Source organism: Pseudomonas fragi (assembly GCF_900105835.1).
In the GTDB taxonomy this organism is placed as follows: domain Bacteria; phylum Pseudomonadota; class Gammaproteobacteria; order Pseudomonadales; family Pseudomonadaceae; genus Aquipseudomonas; species Aquipseudomonas fragi.
Window position 1 is genome coordinate 3677763 of the sequence record NZ_LT629783.1, and the last position, 17382, is coordinate 3695144.

Here is a 17382-nt window from a genome sequence, read left to right on the forward strand (position 1 = left end):
CCGGAGGAGATGTTCAAACGCTTAGGTGGCTATGTTACTAAATTTGACGCTTTTTGAACGCCCGAAGTCGAAGAAAGCTCATTGCACGGTTGGTAACGATCAGCTTCTCCCGGGATAAAACGTTTCAGTTGGCGGGCTTGTGGCCACACACAACCAGCGGCTGTCGGCCTGGCTGATTTGCCGTGCAGCCTTGAGTGTAGTGCCTTGGTCCAGCGCCATAAGGGCGGGATAGAGGGCTGTGAGGTAATCCGACGGGTGGCCGGCCAACGTGGCTTGCCACAGCAATTCACTGGCTTGAGACACGCCCAGGGCCTCGATCGAGAATTGTTGTGCCAGGGCAGCGCGGGCCTGGGTGAAAGATATTTCATCCAGCTCCGACACCAGGTCTGGCAAATGCGCGAGGAAATCCTGAATGTGTTCGAAGATTTGCGTCGTTGAAGTGTGGGGTGATTGCACACCCAATAGCAGGCCGGTTTGACCGTTGATTTGGCGCAGACCGCTGAACACCGCGTAGCCCAGTTGCAGTTCAACCCGCAGGCGTTGATAGAACGGGGTTTGCGCAATGTGGGCGAGCAGGCGCCAGGCCGCTTCGTCGGCCAGTGTTGCCTCGGGAGCCGGGCAAAACAGGAGCAATGCGTGTTCGCTGGAGTCGCAAGGCTCGGTGTACCACTGGCTTTGGGCCGGGAGCCGGGTTTGCTGGGCCAGTTGTGCGTCCGCGGTGCCGGGTACCTTGTTCAGAACGGGGGTGATCAGGGCCTGGGTGGCGCCGGGCAAACCCACTGCCAAACCGTCCCAGCGAGCATTGGCCCAGTCGTGTGGCAGGGTTGCTTCCTCCACCGGCTGGACCAGTTCAGGCAGGCGCTTGAGCAGTTGGCGAATCGGCATCAATGTAGCGTCAGCTGGCGGGGTGGACGGCTCGACGGGAGCGCTGAGTGTGCGCAAGGCCTGCTCTAGAATCGCGGGCATCGGCGCGTGGTAGCCGTGCATTTTCAGCAGCCAGTCATTGCCCAGTGCGTTGAGTGACAGCTCGACGCCGGCATGGCGAGCATCCAGGATCAGTGCACGCAGGCTGTTTTCCAGTGCAGGCAGCGGATTGTTTGCAGGCTTTGCGGGGAAACGCCAACGCAGGTAAACCGCGGCTTCGCCGCCCAGGCTTGGCAGCGCGGTGCTAAAACGCATCGCTGAAAGGTCGCGACGGCTGCGCAAGCGGTCCTGGGCAAAGGTGCGCAAACCTCGGTGAGCGCTGGTTTGCCCACGAATCAGGCCGGCACTGGCGGGCTCCTTCGGCGGTTGCAGAAACGGGTTGGGCGCAGGCAGTTGCCAGACATGTTGCGATGGCTGCAACGCCTCTGGCTGCAGCTGTGCAAGCACGGTCTTGAGGGTTGTTACACCTTGATCCGACAAGCCGGGTACATATTGCTTACAGTCACTTCGAGCCAGCTCCAGAGCGCTGCAGGTATCTTGCTGACGTTGCTGCAGCAGGCGCAATTCCTCGCGTAGCGCCGGCCAATCCTGCTGTGCCCGAAAAAACCCCAGCCAGTCATGGAAGGTGTCGCTGATGAGTGTGGCGTGCGGGGCAATATCAGTGGCTGCGGTGAACTCAACGTGCAGCAGTGCCTGGCCGTTGAAGTGGTAGAGCGGCGTGGCCTTGAGAGTGTCAATCAGCTGCTGCTGGCTTAACTGTGCGTACAGGCCACCGGCTTTGTCGGCATTGATCCAGTGGCACAGGAATTCCAGCGCCTTTTCAGACTCTGCTGGCAAATGTTCCAGGGCAAACACCAGGCTCAGGCGCGGGCCGTCGATATGTTGATAGTGCTGCTGGCCGGTCATCAAGGCAGGCGCATCGGCTTGGGGCACGGCTTTGCCGGGGCGTAACACCGCGCTGCAGTGCTCGGCCAGGGTGATCAGCTCAGAGGGGGCTGACGGGCCGCTCAGGCTTAAGGTCATTTGCCCGGCCTGATAGAACCTTTGGTAGAAATCTTTCAGGGCTTGCTGAAAATTCGCCCGCGGTACGGGCAGGCTGTAACGGTTGCCGGCATGGAATGCCCGAATCGGATGGGTCGGGTTCAATGCCTGGAACAGTTTGATCTCGCGCTGCGCCAAAGGCTCACGGGCCCAGGCGATAAATTCGGCGTGCAGCACTTCACGTTCACGCAGTTGGTCAGCCAGGTTCATGCGCGGGTGGGCGAGCATGTCGCACAAGCGCTCAAGGCCGCCTGCAAAGACGCCCGGTGGCAGTTCGAAAAAGAAGTCGGTATGGCGCTCGCAGGTTTTCGCATTTACCTGCCCGCCGTGGCGCTGCACCCAGGCCATCAGGTTGTCTGCCGCCGCAAAGCGTTCAGTGCCCAGAAACAGCAAGTGTTCCAGGAAGTGCGCGAGGCCGGGCCAGGCAGCGGGCACGTCGTGGCTGCCTGCGGCGACCCGTAGAACGGCCGCGCAGCGCTTGAGGCGCGGCTCATGGCGCACGCAGAGGGTCAGACCGTTTTCAAGCGTCAGACGTTGGGTGTGAGGGTGATTCAGCGCAGGCATGGGCACTTCCGGAAGAGAGAAGCGCTCATGCTAGCGGATTTAACGCTTGCTCAGCTCGCCATATAGCTCGGGGCGACGGTCTGCGAGGTAGAAATTGCCGGTTTTGGCATCAGCCAGCTGTTGGCGTTGCAGCGTTGCAACCAGCAGGGTCTCGTCCTGGCCGGCCAACGCAATCTGCTTGCCGTTGGGTGCAGCGATGCTGCTTTGGCCGCAGTAATGGATCTCGTCTTCATGGCCACAGTAGTTGGCATAGGCCACATAGCACTGATTTTCGAAGGCGCGGCAACGCACGGTGACATCAGCGATAAAGTCGTAGGGCGCCATGTTGGCGGTGGGCACCACAATCACTTCAGCTCCGGCGAGGGCCAGCCGGCGGGTGTTTTCCGGGAATTCGAGGTCGTAGCAGATCAGCAGCCCGAGCTTCCAGCCATTGAGTTCAATGACCGGGAATGAGTCGGGGCCTTTGCTGAACATCGAATGATCAAGTTCGCCGAACAGGTGGGTTTTGCGGTAGTTGCACAGGCTTTGGCCGTGGCCGTCGATCAACTGTGCACTGTTGTAGATATGCCCGTCTGCACCGCGCTCGGGGTAGCCGTAGACGATGGCCATGCCAGTGGCTTTGGCCAGTTGGGCAATCTGCTGTGCGGCGTCGCCGTCGTGGGCTTGTGCGAGTTCGGCTACGGCCTGGGCGCCGATGTTGTAGCCGGTCAGGAACATTTCGGGTAGCACCAGCAGGTCGATGCCTTCGGCTTGTCGGGCGATGTCACGCAAGCGTTGCAGATTGCCCGCAACATCCAATGGCAGAGGCCGGCATTGGTAAAGGGCGACGCGCATGGGGTTCTCCTGGTGTTGACTGTTTGTGTGGCAGGCTGTGAACTCTGCTGGCAACGCATTGCCTGTGGGAGCTGGCTTGCCTGCGATGCAGGCGACGCGGTCTGTCAGATAAACCTCAGCGCTACCATCGCGAGCAAGCCCGCTCCCACTGGAATTAATTCACCCTCCGGCGTCAATCCGGCAGGGCAATCGGACCGATTTCGTGAAACACATCGCCTGGCCCCGGGTTGTCGGCATGGGTGCTGCCGCCAAAGTGCGTCATGATCCCCCACACTGCGTTCAATGAAGTCTGCACTGCGCCTTCGACCCAGGCCGGGGTCCACGACACATCATCACCGGCAATAAAAATACCGCGCTGTTCGCCGGGCATGTCCTGCTGCATGAAATGCGCGTACATCCGCTGGTTGTAGCGGTAATGCCCCGGCAGGGCGCCCTTGAAGGCCCCCAGGAAATGCGGGTCGGCTTCCCACGAAATGGTGATCGGGTCGCCGATGATTCGGCTGGCGATATCCACCTTCGGATAAATCTTTTTCAGCGAGTCGAGGGCCAGCTTCACGCGCTTTTCCACAGGGTGCGGGAGCATTTTCAGCGCATCGCTCATCCACGAGTACGACAGGCAAATAACCCCCGGCTTGTCGTCACCGTTGTCGAACAGGTAAGTGCCGCGGGTCAGGCGATCGGTGAGGGTCATGCTCATCAGGTCGCGGCCGGTTTCCGGGTCTTTGTCTTTCCAGAACGGGCGGTCGACCATAACGAAGGTTTTCGACGATTGCATGTAGCGCGTCCGGTCCAGGGCCATCCACAGTTTTTGCGAGAACAGCGACTCTTCGCATTCGATCTGGGTGGTCAGCAACCAGCTTTGGCAGGTAACCAGCACGGCCTCGTAGGGGCGTGTGACACCAAGAATGTCAGTGACGGAAAACATCCCGTCCGCTGCACGAGAGATGGCCTTGACCCCGGTACGCGGCGCGCCGTTGTGCAGCGAACTCAGGCTGGTGCCTGCAGGCCAGTGGGCACAGCGCTCGGGGGCATGACGCCAGATCCCCAGTGGCACCTGCTCGACACCGCCCACCACCAGATGCTGATGGTCGTCGCAGTTGGTCATCACCACGCGGAAGATTTCCAGCATCGAGTTGGGGAAGTCCGAGTCCCATCCGCCGGTGCCAAAACCGACCTGGCCAAACACTTCGCGATGCTGGAACGACAGCTTGGCGAAGGCCTTGGAGGTGGCGACGAAGTCGTAGAACGTGCGGTCGTCCCACAGTGGAACCAGGGTGTTCCACAGCTCTTTGAGGCGAGGGACGTCACGGTCACGGATGGCTTGCTGAATATCGCCAAAGCGCGAACCTTCCTCCAGAGCGTCAGCCCAGGCGTCAGCCACTTCTTGAAATAGCGCAGGCAAGTCCGCCAGCTTTTGTGCGTAGAACGTCTGGCCTTCGAGGTCGATGACCGTACTGCCCGACGCAGGGGTCAGCGGGTTGGGGAAGGGTTGGGTCTCCAGCCCCAGCTTGTCGACGTAGTGGTAGAACGCCGTGGACGACACCGGAAAGCGCATGCCGCCCAGTTCGGCAATCACCCCCTCACTGCCCTCAAAGGCTTGCGAGCGCAGGCGCCCGCCCATTTTCGAGGCTTCATACACCACGGGTTTGAGGCCCAGCTTCATCAGTTCGTAGGCCGCCACCATCCCAGCCATGCCTGCGCCGACAATCGCCACTTCAGCGCCAAGTTTGTGTGTGGGAATACTGCCCAGGCCAGCGGGATGTTCGATCCAGTCATCGAAGGCAAACGGGAAGTCCGGGCCGAAGATGGTGACGGGTTTTTTACCGTCGACAGGGTGGCGATTATTCTTGTTCATGGCTGACCTTACTGGCGACCCAAGCGTAACCTTGAGTATAGAAAAAGACAGGCACCATGATAGGCAGCGCAGCACACGTAAATAAGACGCAAAGTGTCGTCGTTATGGCTTTTGTTTGGTCAATATGACGAGAGTGGCAGTCGAAATGACTTATCCGCGATCAACTTTGCTGCTGAGGATGATGGAGGTGGTAGTTTTTTCGACGCCTTCGACACTGCCGATTTGATCGAGCAACTGGTCAAGTTGCTCGGGCGAGTCGCTGCGCAACCAGGCCACATAATCGAATTCGCCACTGACTGCGCACAGCTGCTGCACCTGGGCCATTGCGCTCAAGCGGCGCACGACGTCTTTGCCGGAGCGTGGCTGTACGGTAATCCCGACATAAGCCTGCAAACCGCCATCAATCAGGCGCTGGCCCAGGCGAACCCCGTAGCCGGTAATCACCCCGGTTTTCTCCAGCCGCGCCAGCCGTGATGTCACGGTGGTGCGGGCAATCCCCAATTGGCGTGCCAGCATTGCCACGCTTTCCCGGGCATTGAGCTGCAAGGCCGCGATCAATTGACGGTCGATTTCATCCAGTGCAGGGGGGCGGGTGTCAGGCAAGGGTGGCTCCAGGGGCTGCGTGATTGTTGGTTTTAGTCGAGTTTGCTACTCAGTGTCTGATCACCTTGGAGGCTGGCGCCGTACTGAATTTTGTAGCGTGTGCTGCGCCCACTGCCAGGCAGACGAGTGATGCAGCCTTTCGCAAGCAGGTCACCCAGGTGGCGGGTCGCGGTAGCCTTGGAGACTTTGGCCACGGCTTGGTATTGAGCGGCGTTTATACCGTTCTCGAAGCCGCGTTCGCCACCGTCGAGCAGGCGGTTGAGCACCTTGAGCTGTTCGGCTGACAGGGCCTGGTCGCGGTGTAGTTGCCAGAAACGGGCCTTGCTCAATACTCGTTCAATCCGGGCAAGGGCTTGCTCCAGGCTTTCAAGCAGCGTGGCTAGAAACCACTGCAACCATGGGGTGATATCCAGTGTGCCTTTCTGGCTGGATTCCAGAATTCGGTAATAACCGGTGCGGTCATCAAGAATGCTGGCTGACATGGCATAGAAGCGGATGGATTGCTGCTCACTCTGGGCCAATGCCAAATCGGTGATCGTGCGAGTGAGGCGGCCGTTGCCGTCATCGAACGGATGCAAGGTAACGAACCAAAAGTGGGCAATGCCAGCACGTAGTAAAGGATCAAGGCTGACATCGATTCTGCTGTTCTCGAACCAAGTGAGGAAATCGCCCAGTTGCTCTTCCAGCCCGGCACGTGGTGGTGCTTCAAAGTGCACGGTGGGCTGGTGGAGGGGCCCGGATACTACCTGCATGGGTTCATCGCCGCGTAGCATGCCAATGCGTAGTGGGCGGGCCAATAGCTTGTCCTCGCCGGGGAACAGCCAGCAGTGCCACTTATAGAGGCGTTCAAGATCCAGCAAGCGTTGGTGCGCACTTGTGGCATCGAACAACAATTGTGCCAGGCCTTCCGAGCGTGCAGTTGTGCGACCTGTTCCGGTCAGCCCCATGCGGCGAGCCAGGGATGAACGTACAGAGCCTGCATTCAGCTGTTCGCCCTCAATGGCTGATGAGGTGACGATGTTTTGCAGCATGGTGTCCAGGCTGTTGAGCACTTCACTATCACTTCCGACAGCGCCAATCATGCCCAGCAAACGGCCCTGAGCCTGGGTACAGGCACGCAATAGCGGGTTAAGCATCTCAGCTTGCCAGCTAAAGTTTGGCCAGCCGGGCTGTTGCCAGATCCAGGGGGAATCGTTCATGGGCTTTACTCGTGTGTGAGCCGATTAACGAATCTATTCGGCTCATATAATGAGCCGATAATGCCGGCTAATCGGCTCACTGTCTAACGTGGGATGCAGGGTAAGCCGACGAAAGGACTATAAAGCTGGCCTGTGGACGTTTTGTGGACGGAAACCGGTTTTCTGGGCGCTTAGAAAAGCAAAACCCCAAACCCCGGAAACACAAAAGCCGCGCAGTGCGCGGCTTTGAGTATGGTGGGCCCAGTAGGACTCGAACCTACGACCAAGGGATTATGAGTTGCTGGGCGAGCAGGTATGCCTAGAGAAATCGTTCGAAGGTGAACGTAGGTTGGCATAGCTGGAGGCCCCGTAGTACGTGGTATTGAGCGTAGTTTTGAGTAGGTTGCTTAAGCTGGGCATTGTACCGTGGTTGTACTGATTTCGTAGCTCGGCTGCATAAGGAAGTTAAAATTGCCAATAAGTCTGATTGATCGACTTGGAGCTGCCTCTTGCGGAAATCACCTCGATTTGATGGCCACATGTCATTACGTCATCGATAGACATAGATGTAGCTGCCTAGTAGGATCAAATTGCCATCCTCTGCATCCCGTAGTGGAAGCCTCCTGGAGGTCTGCAGGAGCTAACGCCCTAGCCTCCGCTCTGCTCATCAAGGATGAAAAATTTGCAAGCCAAGGATCTCCTTGCTCCCACCTTGCTAGCCACCTGCATCGGTCTATTGGTCGTGCTCGCCATCATGCATTTCGCGCCTATTGGCGAGATACTTATTAGCCACTCGCAGTATGTGCCAACCAAGGACATCAAAGAACTAGATCAATACGAGCAACTTGTGATTGCACGGATGATTAAAGAAAAAACTTTGATTACGGTGGATGCGCTTTGGTCAATGCAAGTATCATTTTATCAGACAATGATCAGCGTTTTGATTGCCTTAAATGCGGCTATCGTAGGTGGCGCTTTCGTTATAATACGAAGTTCATCAAAGGCAGAAGTTGTAAAGGAGTCAAAGGCGCACTTTGATGAGTACTGTAAAGCGGGTGAGTTTACAAAAGTAATTGAAAAAAAGGCAAAAAAGGAGATAGTGAAAATCAATGCTACATATGGAGATATACTTGACGCCTTATCAGATCACGAAGCTAGAATAAACTCTCATAAAGATGCTATACTCGAGGTGAGTGTTCGGCTGGCAGAAATGGATGAGTCCGAAAATTGCTCTGACGGTAATGGCAAGATTAGTGAGTAGGTGAAAAATGGCCTTTATTAGGAAAAACGTTAAGCCTAAGTTACTTGTATCCTCGGATGTAAGTGGTGAAAGCAGCTCCGCTGAAACGTTTACCGTAGCTCAGTTGCTTGAATTGGCTAAGCGTAAGGGTGTCGAAATCTCTCCTTTGGATGTAAAAAAGTTACTGGCGGTTCTTGGCGTCGAGCTGCTTAGTGTTCCTATGAAAGATGAGGTTTCTGGGGTGCTAAGTCGTTTAGATAATGGAGAAGGTTGGGTCGTCAAGGTAAACGCACTTCATCACCCTAACAGGCAGCGCTTCACTATCGCCCATGAGATTGGTCATTATTGCCGTCATAGATGGCAGCAGAGTGAGTTTCAGGATCAGAACTTTTTCCGGAATGGTGATAGCAATCCTATGGAAGCTGAGGCTAACCGTTTCGCAAGTGAGCTCTTGATGCCTGAGCAGATGTTCAAAGAAAAAGTTCGATTATTTACGGGTAGTATCGAGGCTATTGCTCAGTACTTTAAAGTTTCGACTCTTGCTGTGCGAGTTAGAGCAAAGAATTTAGGGATGAAAGGGCATGGATTGGAATAGCTTAATTTATTTTCCCGTACTAAAGACAAAGGATGCAGAGCTTAGGGCTATCTCTGCGGTTGATACGTCTTATAGGCGCAGGATGCTTCCCGTTTATGAAATAACTAAGTCAAGAATAACTAAGAAAAATTCGCTTGGTGATATTGTAAAGCGGTTAGAGCAAATAAAGAATATTCAAGGTGATCTGCCCTATATTTTGGATGTGACAACTGACGCAAAGCAAAAGAATGCACAGATTGAAAGTATACTTTCTCCAATTAATGGCTATGAAAGTTGGAAGGATTGGTTGGATTTAAATTGCAGCTCACATATAGTTCCAATGATCCATATTAACTTTGAATTAGATGAGGATTTGAGTGAGGCTAAATCATTCGTTTCGTCTGTAACCAATAAATATCAAAAAATGGCGCTGCGTCTTCCTGCAGATTTGGAAGACGAAGAATATGAAGATATTATAAATACCGTTACCGCTGAGCTCAAAGGCTCTCGACTATATGTTCTCTTGGATGAGGGGTGTGTTCGAGATAAAGTGAAGAGTGAGGGCTTGGCTGTTGTTGTTGATAGTTATCAAAAGGCCTTTGATAAAATTTCAAGTATGCCTAATTCTGGTAAATGGTTAGAGCGAATAGTCTGCGTTGCAGGTTCCTTCCCGTATCTCGTGTCTCAGGAAGGCAAAGGTGATGAGCATGGAAAGTTTGAGATTTACGAGCACTCTCTTTTTGTTTCATTAAAGCATAACCGGCCTGGGCTTCAGTTCGGAGATTTTGCATCTATCAATGTTAAGCAAATTGAAATGCGCGGTGGAACCTTCGTTCCTCGGATAGATTTTGGTACGGACACCACTTTTTATTATTATCGAAAACGCAGGAATGCTGGATCTTACATATGGTGTGCGAAAAAGGTTGTGGCTGATTCTATTTACTCAACAAACCACAGTTGGGGTGATGTTGAAATAAAAAGTGCTTCAGAAGATACCCCTTCTGGCATTAGCCCATCTTTTTGGATTTCAGTTAGGGCGTGCAACTACATGATTCGGCGAGTGAAACTACTAAGTGCCTAATTTATTAGGTGCTAAGCTTAATGAGTAGACATCGTCCAGCATTATGCTGCCGCTTAGCTCGCCTTGTAGATGAGCGGTTTGAGCTCCATACTTTTGGATGATGTATTGTCTGAAGAATAGCTTTATTTCTTCTCTTTTATAAATTTTGGAAATTCGTTCGCAGACTTCTAATTTGGATCTTGCAACTATTTTAAACTCTCTGCGCAGGCAATCCATTGGTACGGCGTCTAAAGTTGTTATGCTATCAAAGTTTTTAATTTGTTTTGCTTTTCTGACCTTCTTCAATCCAGCTGGTGTGCACAGATAAATTCCAACTCGCTCAGGGCTAAGTTTGCGGATCGCGTTAATGTTTTTGCTGTCGCATACGACATAAACATAATCGAAAAGCTGCGTATAGGAGTTTAACTGTTCTACAAGTCTGTCAATTCGATCGAATGCCGATTTGATCTCATATCCAACAATCATTCCATTTTCCGCGCTAATTAGGTCTGCTCGACGGCGTCCAAAATGAAACGAATACTCAAAAAAAATAGCCTGTGTCGTATTTTCTTTAAGTAAGTGATACGCAAGCATGCGTTTTATATCAATTTCTTTCATGCTTGCGCCATCTCTAAGAGGATCATAGGCTCTAATATATTGGTTTTGCGGGCGGTTGAGAGCCTGAGCAAAGTATAGCATATCGTTTGTTGATGTTGCGTGATCTGCAATGTACCTGTGTGTTTAGCCGTTTTCTGGCGTGAGCGGCATTGTGCCATCATTTTTGTGTTGTTAAGTATCTTTCTGTTGGTGGTACCTGTAATGTCAACGTCATTTGACAGGTATTAGGCGTAGATTCAGGGTTCTTTGCAGTAGGAGTTTTCTTAATGATATTTATCAGGTTTTTGTGAGTGGAAATGGAGAGACTGGGTATGGGGAGGTGCTGCAATAGTTTTTGTCGTAATTATGTCATGATTATTTTCTTCGAATTACAAAGTAGAGTGGTCTAAAACGCCATGTTTGAGAAAGAAACATAAAGTGACTCGGCGGTGAGTCATCGGCGAGTTTTGGAAGTTCGCGCATGATGGACGTTACTTCTGCCCAGTCGAGGACGCGACTGTTGGCAATGCTAGAAATAATCGTTGAATGGTTTGTCGGCTGTATTTGACCATGAAATTTATTAAGCTTTAGCTCCTTATTAATCTCGCAAATAAACCGTAGATCGTCTTCAAGTTTCACCTGGCTGATGTCAAACCAAAGCGATTCGGCTAGAGATTGTTTAAATATATTGTTAGTCAGGGAGATCCCGCATAAGGTTTGAATACCTAATTCAGACGCGCATTTTGCTACTCGAAAAAGTCTTTGGTTGATTTTTCCCTCAATTATTAAGCTTTCTGCTGCATTGATTTTTGGACGTCTTGCAAAAAATGCAACTAGATGAAAGCTCTCTCCATGTAAGGACTCAAACGCTACGTGTGTGTCTTCTCGTCGTGCTGAAAAATATATTGGAACAGCGTCGCCAAGAGGTTCTATGAGAGTCAAGAATTTTGGGGTCAGGGTATATTCGGCAGTTCTTTCAGAATAGAAGCTTGGCAATTTGCTCTCCTCGATGGGGATTAAGTTAATACTTTTGAGTATTGCGCGTGATGCGTCCTATTAACCTGCCGCAGCTCTACCTCTACAACCGGACTCTTAGGTGATCTTCCATCGGCTCAGACTGGCATCCTGGAGTTCAGAAACCAATTCGGTATGACTATAGATATAATTAGAAAGATTCTTTATTTCAGCCGCAGAGATTTTCTGTGTACCGCCTTCATTTAGTTTTTTTGCAATTTGATTCAGATTTCTACCAATGGCCCGAAGCTGTCCCGACGAGTCCCAGAGGGCCTTCGTCGTCTCCATCGTGAATTGGGGCTGGTTAGTCAAACTGGCTCGAACGCAATTGATTACCCAGCGCTGAGGAGAGCATCCCTCGACCTCTGAGCGTGCCACGATCTCGCGGTGCTCACTCGGTGTGAATCGAGCTTCAAGCCTTTGTTTTGGACCTTCGTCGGGTTCGCCTGCGATTTGCCCTGATATCCAACTATGAACGTCTGGGGGCATTTCATCTTTGATGACGTAGCGCATCAGCGCTCGGATCAAGCCGTGCTGGGAGCTACCCTTTTTCTCGCAGTGCGCTTCCCACTCTGATTTCAACTCAGCCGGTATGCGTACCCTGTAAACGGCGCTATCCCTTGTGGCGCCGATGCTAGCTTTGCGCGGCATGTGCATTCCTCATTCGGTATCAACAACTGACCATATCCGTAGTGAACCACAATTTACCGGTGAACGCCTATCCTGCACTAGATCTCCATAGGCCTCAGTACTTGTTCATGAACAAGAGATCTGCTGCTACGGGAGTGCTTTGTCATACGCTTACCCGGCGATTTGCCTATCCTGCATTAGATCTCCATTCATTTTCCCCTTGTTCATGAACAAGCTTTCCGCACAACTCATTGCGTTCCGGATAGCTGAAAGTCGTCGCTGTCAGGACGCATCTTCTGCGAGAGCATCACAAATTCATTCAGGTCGATTTCGCCAGAGATGTAACGCTGACCAAGGTGTTTTATTTCTTCTGAGGTTTCGAATCCAGAAAGGCCGATGGATGCGGTGGCAAATGCGACAGCTTTCTTACGCTCGCTCTGCTCTGCCTCAGAAATCTGATGCTCCGGTCCCTTAGTATCAACGGCTTCAATTTCGTTGCTTCCTTGGTGCTGCGTTTGCTCTTGGTTGTTTGAGGTCATGCGGATTTCTCGCTGCTTGGCTGAACGCGGGATCGCGTTAGCGCCATGTCTGTGGTGCGTAGCAAAGTAGCAAGGTTTTTGCTGGATGTGGTGTCAAGGGCGGCACCGCAAGCCGCATGCGGAGCGAAGCCGAAGGCGAGCACCGAACGGGTGAGGATGCCGGGCGTAGCCGGACCCTTGATGCCACAGTAAGCACTGAGCCTATGGCAAGAGGGAGGTCAAGGGCTCTGCCCGCCGTACCTGCCCCCGCAGCCAGTCCGGCAAGTTCGGACACGGGATGCAACCGAAGGGGTTGCCCAAGCAACGCGCGGAGTTTTCGTAGTCGTTTTGCATTCGTTTTCAGTGGGTTGTGTGTCCGGGGCGGGTTCAATGCGCCTTATGACTGAACATGAATCAGAGGCGCGCTGAAACTGTCTTGTTTTTGTTATTAATCGTTTATTTACAATCGGTTAACGTGTTTGAGAATTGCCCATCCCCCCGCCCTTCCCGCGAGCGGGAAGGGAGCGAGTCGCCCTCTGTCGTCAAGGGTGCAGGGGAGGCCTACGGCCTTGATCCCCTGCGCCCATGACTTGAGCGTTGGTCGCTTCTGCCGCGTCAAGGGGCCGGGTCCTCGTCGCTTCGCTCCTGCGGGCCGCACCAACCCCTTGACCCGTCATACGCTTTTTGAAAGTGCTCAGAAAAAGACCTCGCCGAAGCGAGGTCTGATCAGCCGTGGGTCAGTGGCTACTGATTTACTTTGCCCCCAGTTGCACTTCCCCAATTTTTGCCCATGTTCTGCATGACGTGCTGTCGGTACGCTGGATTCCAGGCTGTGTTCCCAGCCGCGAGGTGGTTCAGTCTTCCAGCTGTGACCATCTGGCCCGACTGCATGTCACGGCGCGTTGACTGTCTGTTGAGGCCCTTTGTGATTGGTGCCATGGCGCCGTTTGCGATTCCGCGCAAGGTCAGTGCCGCACTCGATATACCTCCTGCAAGGCCTCCTGCAACGCCATGAGCTTGATACATCATGTAAAGCACGACGATGGTAGTAACTAATAGCTCCAGGAACGTAGCGATTGGGTAGTCGCCTGGGGTCGCCAATATGCTGGCAGTTATCGAGGAAAAGTATTTGATCCCAAAGCTAAGAACCGTACTAACCAGTGCCGTCTGCATGATGTACGTGATGACCTGGGCAAACCAGCTATCGAACCATTTGGACGTGAACTGTCCGAACAGCAGCATCATGATGAAGACTGGCCCGATTCCGAGCATCACCGAAAGCATTCCTTTTGCTACAACAATCATGGCACCTGCTGGAACTGCGATGAGCAGCGTAGCGGTGTAGACGACGAGGGCGTTCAGGGCATCCCAAATTATCATCCCAATTTCGTAGGAGTGGCGTTGTCCCATTTTCGACAACATATCTGCACCGATCTGCCAGCCGTCCGACATTGCCTTGTCGATGACCTGGAAAACCGAGTCTGAGATTGATGGATCACTCGTCGCTGTGAAAGCGGCCGTTACTCCTGTTTCAAGCCCCCTCAACGCCTCTACTACCCATGACATGTACGTGTCGGCGTTCATGGCCAGGCCGCTGATAAGCAGGAACTTTCCGCAGGTTTTGAGAAAGTGAGAGGCCGACTGCTCAATTGTTCCGGTGATCATCATGTAGCCGACCATCGTCAAATATAGCGTCCCGCCTATCGTGACGGTGAGCGTGAAATCCTCAATCACTCGGCTCGAAGTAATGCTGATAAACGTATGGAGGGTTTGATCCATTGACCCTCCGATCCATTCAAATATTCCTGTTTTGGTCGCCATGTCTATTTTCCCTGAGAAGAGAAATTCGTGGGTTCACGCTGCTTGTACTCCCGGTTCTCAAGCACCAATGCGTTTGCGGCGGTTTTCGCGTTGACGCAGTTCGGTGTCAGAGCAAGCTCGCCGGGATTGGCGTTACACCTTTCCAAAACCTTCAGTCGTTCAGGCGAGTTTGCTTTGTACCAATCAACCGTCTGCACGGGCTCTTGTTTGCCACAGCCTGAGAGGATGGCGGTGACGATCATTAGGGTCACGGGCGTAGTCAGGAGAGATTTCATTTTCCGTCCTTGGATTGAATGACGTTGAGGGTCCGTTCAGCGTGAATTGACTTTGTGTGTTGGTTTACGTGGGCATGGGCGCTATAGCCTAGCTCAGTGGAATCGATAATTTGCAGCGCTGCTATGGTTCGTAGAACGCTTTCCCTTGTACCTGCCCAGCTTCCTGCAAGTCGATCAAGGGTGTTATGCAGGACGGCAACTGAGGCACCTAGGCTACCAACTGCCAAGACGACGCCCAGTAGGGGGGGCATAGGTTCTGATTGCCTGGGAAGGGTTATGCCAAACAAGTCAATGAGCGCCATAGAGACAGGCACCAGTGCAAGGACCGCCGCCATGATGTCGCGTTGTAGCAGCGTGGGTGCGCGTTGGGAGAGTTCGCGCATAAACCCCATGCTATTAGCGCAGATCCAAAATCTACGGATGGATATGATCAAGAATGCGCTCAGGACGAGCATGGGTAAGTAAGCATATGAAATCATGGTATTGCTCCTCAGATTATAGGCAAACGCAGAGCTGTCCGGCGACTCTTCTCATTGAGCTGCTGGTTCCGCCAGATAGGGGTTAATTAAGTCACGTATCTAGTGCACTTTGAGAGCATCTAAAGGATGTGGTCTATACGGCGCATCTTTCCGCAGATTGTCGTTGGTCCCTACTATTGAGCTTCTATTCCCACCGGTCAGAGACTTTACTTTCAGTCCCAGCATCCCGGATGCGTTAGCCAATTTGAAGTATAAATAAAACGGTGATCGTTATTTTTAAGTGGAATGCCAGTGCCTCAGCGGTACCAATGTTTTGTATGTAAAATAATTTTTTCCGAGATGTAAGGAATGTTTGCAAGTTCGTCTAGCACCATTTTAATAGTCCTAAAATAGTGAGGGCGATTATGCTCGCCTGTTATCAAGTGCTCAGAAACCCCATCAGTAACAGTCATTGAAAACCCTCTTGATGCGTGAATGTGTAGAACGACCTGGACGTTTCCGGGTCTATCAAGGCTGTCACAAAAGTCGTCGAGTTCTTTGAGTTGTAGTGCCATGCTTAGCTACTTTTACTGTAGCCAAGATTGGCTAGCACGGATGATACATTTCTAAGGCCATTTGAGTCGTTGTCTGTTGGCAGTCTATTGATATATGTTTCTTCTGTAAATTGGAGCTGTGTTCTTTCCTGTTTGATCCCTTTTCCCGCCGAGGTGAGCTTGAAAATACCTAGCTCGTGATTTTTCATAACTCCAGATAGCCACTGGATAGCACCTTTTTCAATCTTGTTATGGTTCATTGCAGCGGCCATTTCATCCAGAATGTCCTGTGCCTCAGTTGTAGTGATTTTTTCAAGCTGTTTTTTTACTATCAAAAGCTCTTGTTCTTTCAGCTTTGGCGGAAAATAAAGCGTCTCATTTTTTGAGGTGGTGCTGTTAGTTGTTGTATTTATACTTTTACAAGTATTGTTATCGTTACTGTTACCGTCCGAGGTATCGATAGGGCTTTGATAGGGTGTCGATACCCTATCGCTAGGCTCTGGATCAGGGGGGAGGTCGCTGCCCAGTGAAAACTCATCAATCAAAATTTTTCCTGGGTCTTTACTGTCCTTGGGGTCCCGGTATTCATGAAGTTGTGTCAAAAGATCGTCTAGATAATCCATCGTCCAGCTGATTGGCATCGCGCGGATCTGCTTCATCGTTTTTTTACAAAGCGTGGGTCCCATTGCGACCTTGGGGTGATGGTGCTCCCACCATATGCGCACCTACACAAAACATGTATCCGCGTCGTATTTTATAAACCCACCTTCTGCAAGCCGTCTCAGGACTGGCAAAAATTGGGACTCCGTATCCCAGCCTACTTCCGCAGCAGCGATCCTCGGGGTTATTGCGTAGCATCCAATTATGTTGCTTGCCGGGCATGTTAGTAGATAAAAAAGTGCGAAGCGGTCTTCGATTGTGCATCTGGACATTTTCGGGGAGCTCCAGAAGCGCTGATCATTGATGGTGCGTTGTCTGCCCATTTTAGTTATTCCTATCTAGATCTGTCAGGCTTTGTCGCTGTTAGGTGGTACTTCTAGATCTAGTGCTTGGATTACTTGCTGGGTGCGAAAGTAAATACGGCGACCTATACGAATCATCGTAGGTTTAAGTTTTCTTGAAAGTTCTGTGTCTGAGTATAGAGATACCCTCAGTCCATCCACGGATCTACCTAGAAGTTCTGCAAGATCTACAAGGCGCATCAGAGTGCCAAACTTAACGACAAGATATGTTTCAGTGTCGGTCATGATATTTACCTTTGCGTATATTCTTCTCTGGTGGTTGATCGTGCGGTAGGGGTGAGAAGTTAGGTAATTATGAGCGTAAGTTAGTTGCTGTCAAACGTGCACTGGTGCTGTCATTGCCAATATATACTGTTTTGGTATTCAAGTGTAAGTGCTGGGGAGTGCCAGCGTGTAGTGTTTTGGTATGCTTAGAATTTCGCCTCCCCCTAATGAAATAAGGGGGGATGGTAGCTTTCGTATTTTTTTGCGGAAACTTTTGTATTTTTTATTTATATTTTTACTTTTTTTAATTAGCGACTGATTTTGTCTAGGAGATGCTCCAAAAAAAGGGCTCACTCCAGCCCTTTTTTCATCACGCGCTTGCCAACATCACCATATGGCGAGGCACAGATAGGTGA

Annotated in this window: 15 protein-coding genes; 3 read left to right on the top strand and 12 right to left on the bottom strand. The window is 51.9% G+C overall.

Going from position 1 to position 17382, the window contains the following annotated elements:
- Window positions 1-99 precede the first annotated feature (99 nt).
- The 5 genes from pqqF to BLU25_RS16855 all read right to left on the bottom strand — a co-directional run bounded on the left by pqqF (window position 100) and on the right by BLU25_RS16855 (window position 7020).
- Window positions 100-2529 carry a pyrroloquinoline quinone biosynthesis protein PqqF gene (gene pqqF / locus BLU25_RS16835; protein ID WP_016782461.1) on the bottom strand — a complete coding sequence of 810 codons (2430 nt, stop codon included), beginning with the start codon at window positions 2527-2529 and terminating at the stop codon, window positions 100-102.
- Window positions 2530-2568: 39 nt separating this feature from the next.
- The gene (locus BLU25_RS16840; RefSeq protein ID WP_016782460.1) at window positions 2569-3363 is read right to left on the bottom strand and encodes a carbon-nitrogen hydrolase family protein; all 795 of its coding nucleotides are present in this window, start codon (window positions 3361-3363) and stop codon (window positions 2569-2571) included.
- A 172-nt stretch (window positions 3364-3535) separates the two neighbouring features.
- On the bottom strand, window positions 3536-5218 hold the full coding sequence (locus tag BLU25_RS16845; RefSeq protein ID WP_016782459.1) for a flavin monoamine oxidase family protein: 1683 nt from the start codon (window positions 5216-5218) through the stop codon (window positions 3536-3538).
- A 150-nt stretch (window positions 5219-5368) separates the two neighbouring features.
- A complete protein-coding gene (locus tag BLU25_RS16850; RefSeq protein ID WP_016782458.1) occupies window positions 5369-5821 on the bottom strand; it encodes an Lrp/AsnC family transcriptional regulator in 453 nt (150 codons plus the stop codon).
- A 32-nt stretch (window positions 5822-5853) separates the two neighbouring features.
- On the bottom strand, window positions 5854-7020 hold the full coding sequence (locus BLU25_RS16855) for a Fic family protein (RefSeq protein WP_016782457.1): 1167 nt from the start codon (window positions 7018-7020) through the stop codon (window positions 5854-5856).
- A gap of 652 nt (window positions 7021-7672) precedes the next feature.
- On the opposite strand from BLU25_RS16855, the gene BLU25_RS16860 reads away from it, so the two are divergent.
- Genes BLU25_RS16860 through BLU25_RS16870 form a run of 3 tightly spaced genes read left to right on the top strand, consistent with a single transcriptional unit; the run spans window position 7673 to window position 9894 of the window.
- Complete coding sequence (locus BLU25_RS16860; protein ID WP_016782456.1) at window positions 7673-8260, top strand: hypothetical protein; 588 nt, start codon at window positions 7673-7675, stop codon at window positions 8258-8260.
- A gap of 7 nt (window positions 8261-8267) precedes the next feature.
- Window positions 8268-8834, top strand: coding sequence for an ImmA/IrrE family metallo-endopeptidase (locus BLU25_RS16865; protein ID WP_016782455.1), 567 nt, complete (start codon window positions 8268-8270; stop codon window positions 8832-8834).
- The gene (locus BLU25_RS16870) at window positions 8821-9894 is read left to right on the top strand and encodes a beta family protein (RefSeq protein WP_016782454.1); all 1074 of its coding nucleotides are present in this window, start codon (window positions 8821-8823) and stop codon (window positions 9892-9894) included. Before BLU25_RS16865 ends, BLU25_RS16870 begins: the two co-directional genes overlap by 14 nt.
- On the opposite strand, the gene BLU25_RS16875 is transcribed toward BLU25_RS16870, so the two are convergent.
- From BLU25_RS16875 to BLU25_RS16910, 7 genes are all read right to left on the bottom strand, one after another.
- Entirely contained in the window at window positions 9883-10491 is a 609-nt protein-coding gene (locus BLU25_RS16875; protein ID WP_016782453.1) for a sce7726 family protein, read from the bottom strand. The two genes, BLU25_RS16870 and BLU25_RS16875, sit on opposite strands and share 12 nt — an antisense overlap.
- 354 nt (window positions 10492-10845) lie before the next feature.
- A complete protein-coding gene (locus tag BLU25_RS23465; RefSeq protein WP_139803897.1) occupies window positions 10846-11466 on the bottom strand; it encodes a hypothetical protein in 621 nt (206 codons plus the stop codon).
- Between the two features lie 96 nt (window positions 11467-11562).
- On the bottom strand, window positions 11563-12135 hold the full coding sequence (gene mobC / locus BLU25_RS16880; RefSeq protein WP_016782452.1) for a plasmid mobilization relaxosome protein MobC: 573 nt from the start codon (window positions 12133-12135) through the stop codon (window positions 11563-11565).
- A gap of 227 nt (window positions 12136-12362) precedes the next feature.
- Window positions 12363-12653 (bottom strand): antitoxin VbhA family protein, encoded by a 291-nt coding sequence (locus tag BLU25_RS16885; protein WP_016782451.1) that lies wholly within the window; start codon window positions 12651-12653, stop codon window positions 12363-12365.
- A 723-nt stretch (window positions 12654-13376) separates the two neighbouring features.
- Complete coding sequence (locus BLU25_RS16890) at window positions 13377-14453, bottom strand: TrbL/VirB6 family protein (RefSeq protein WP_016782450.1); 1077 nt, start codon at window positions 14451-14453, stop codon at window positions 13377-13379.
- A gap of 2 nt (window positions 14454-14455) precedes the next feature.
- Complete coding sequence (locus BLU25_RS16895; protein WP_016782449.1) at window positions 14456-14728, bottom strand: EexN family lipoprotein; 273 nt, start codon at window positions 14726-14728, stop codon at window positions 14456-14458.
- Window positions 14729-15763: 1035 nt separating this feature from the next.
- The gene (locus BLU25_RS16910; RefSeq protein WP_139803896.1) at window positions 15764-16399 is read right to left on the bottom strand and encodes a hypothetical protein; all 636 of its coding nucleotides are present in this window, start codon (window positions 16397-16399) and stop codon (window positions 15764-15766) included.
- Between the last annotated feature and the right edge of the window lie 983 nt (window positions 16400-17382).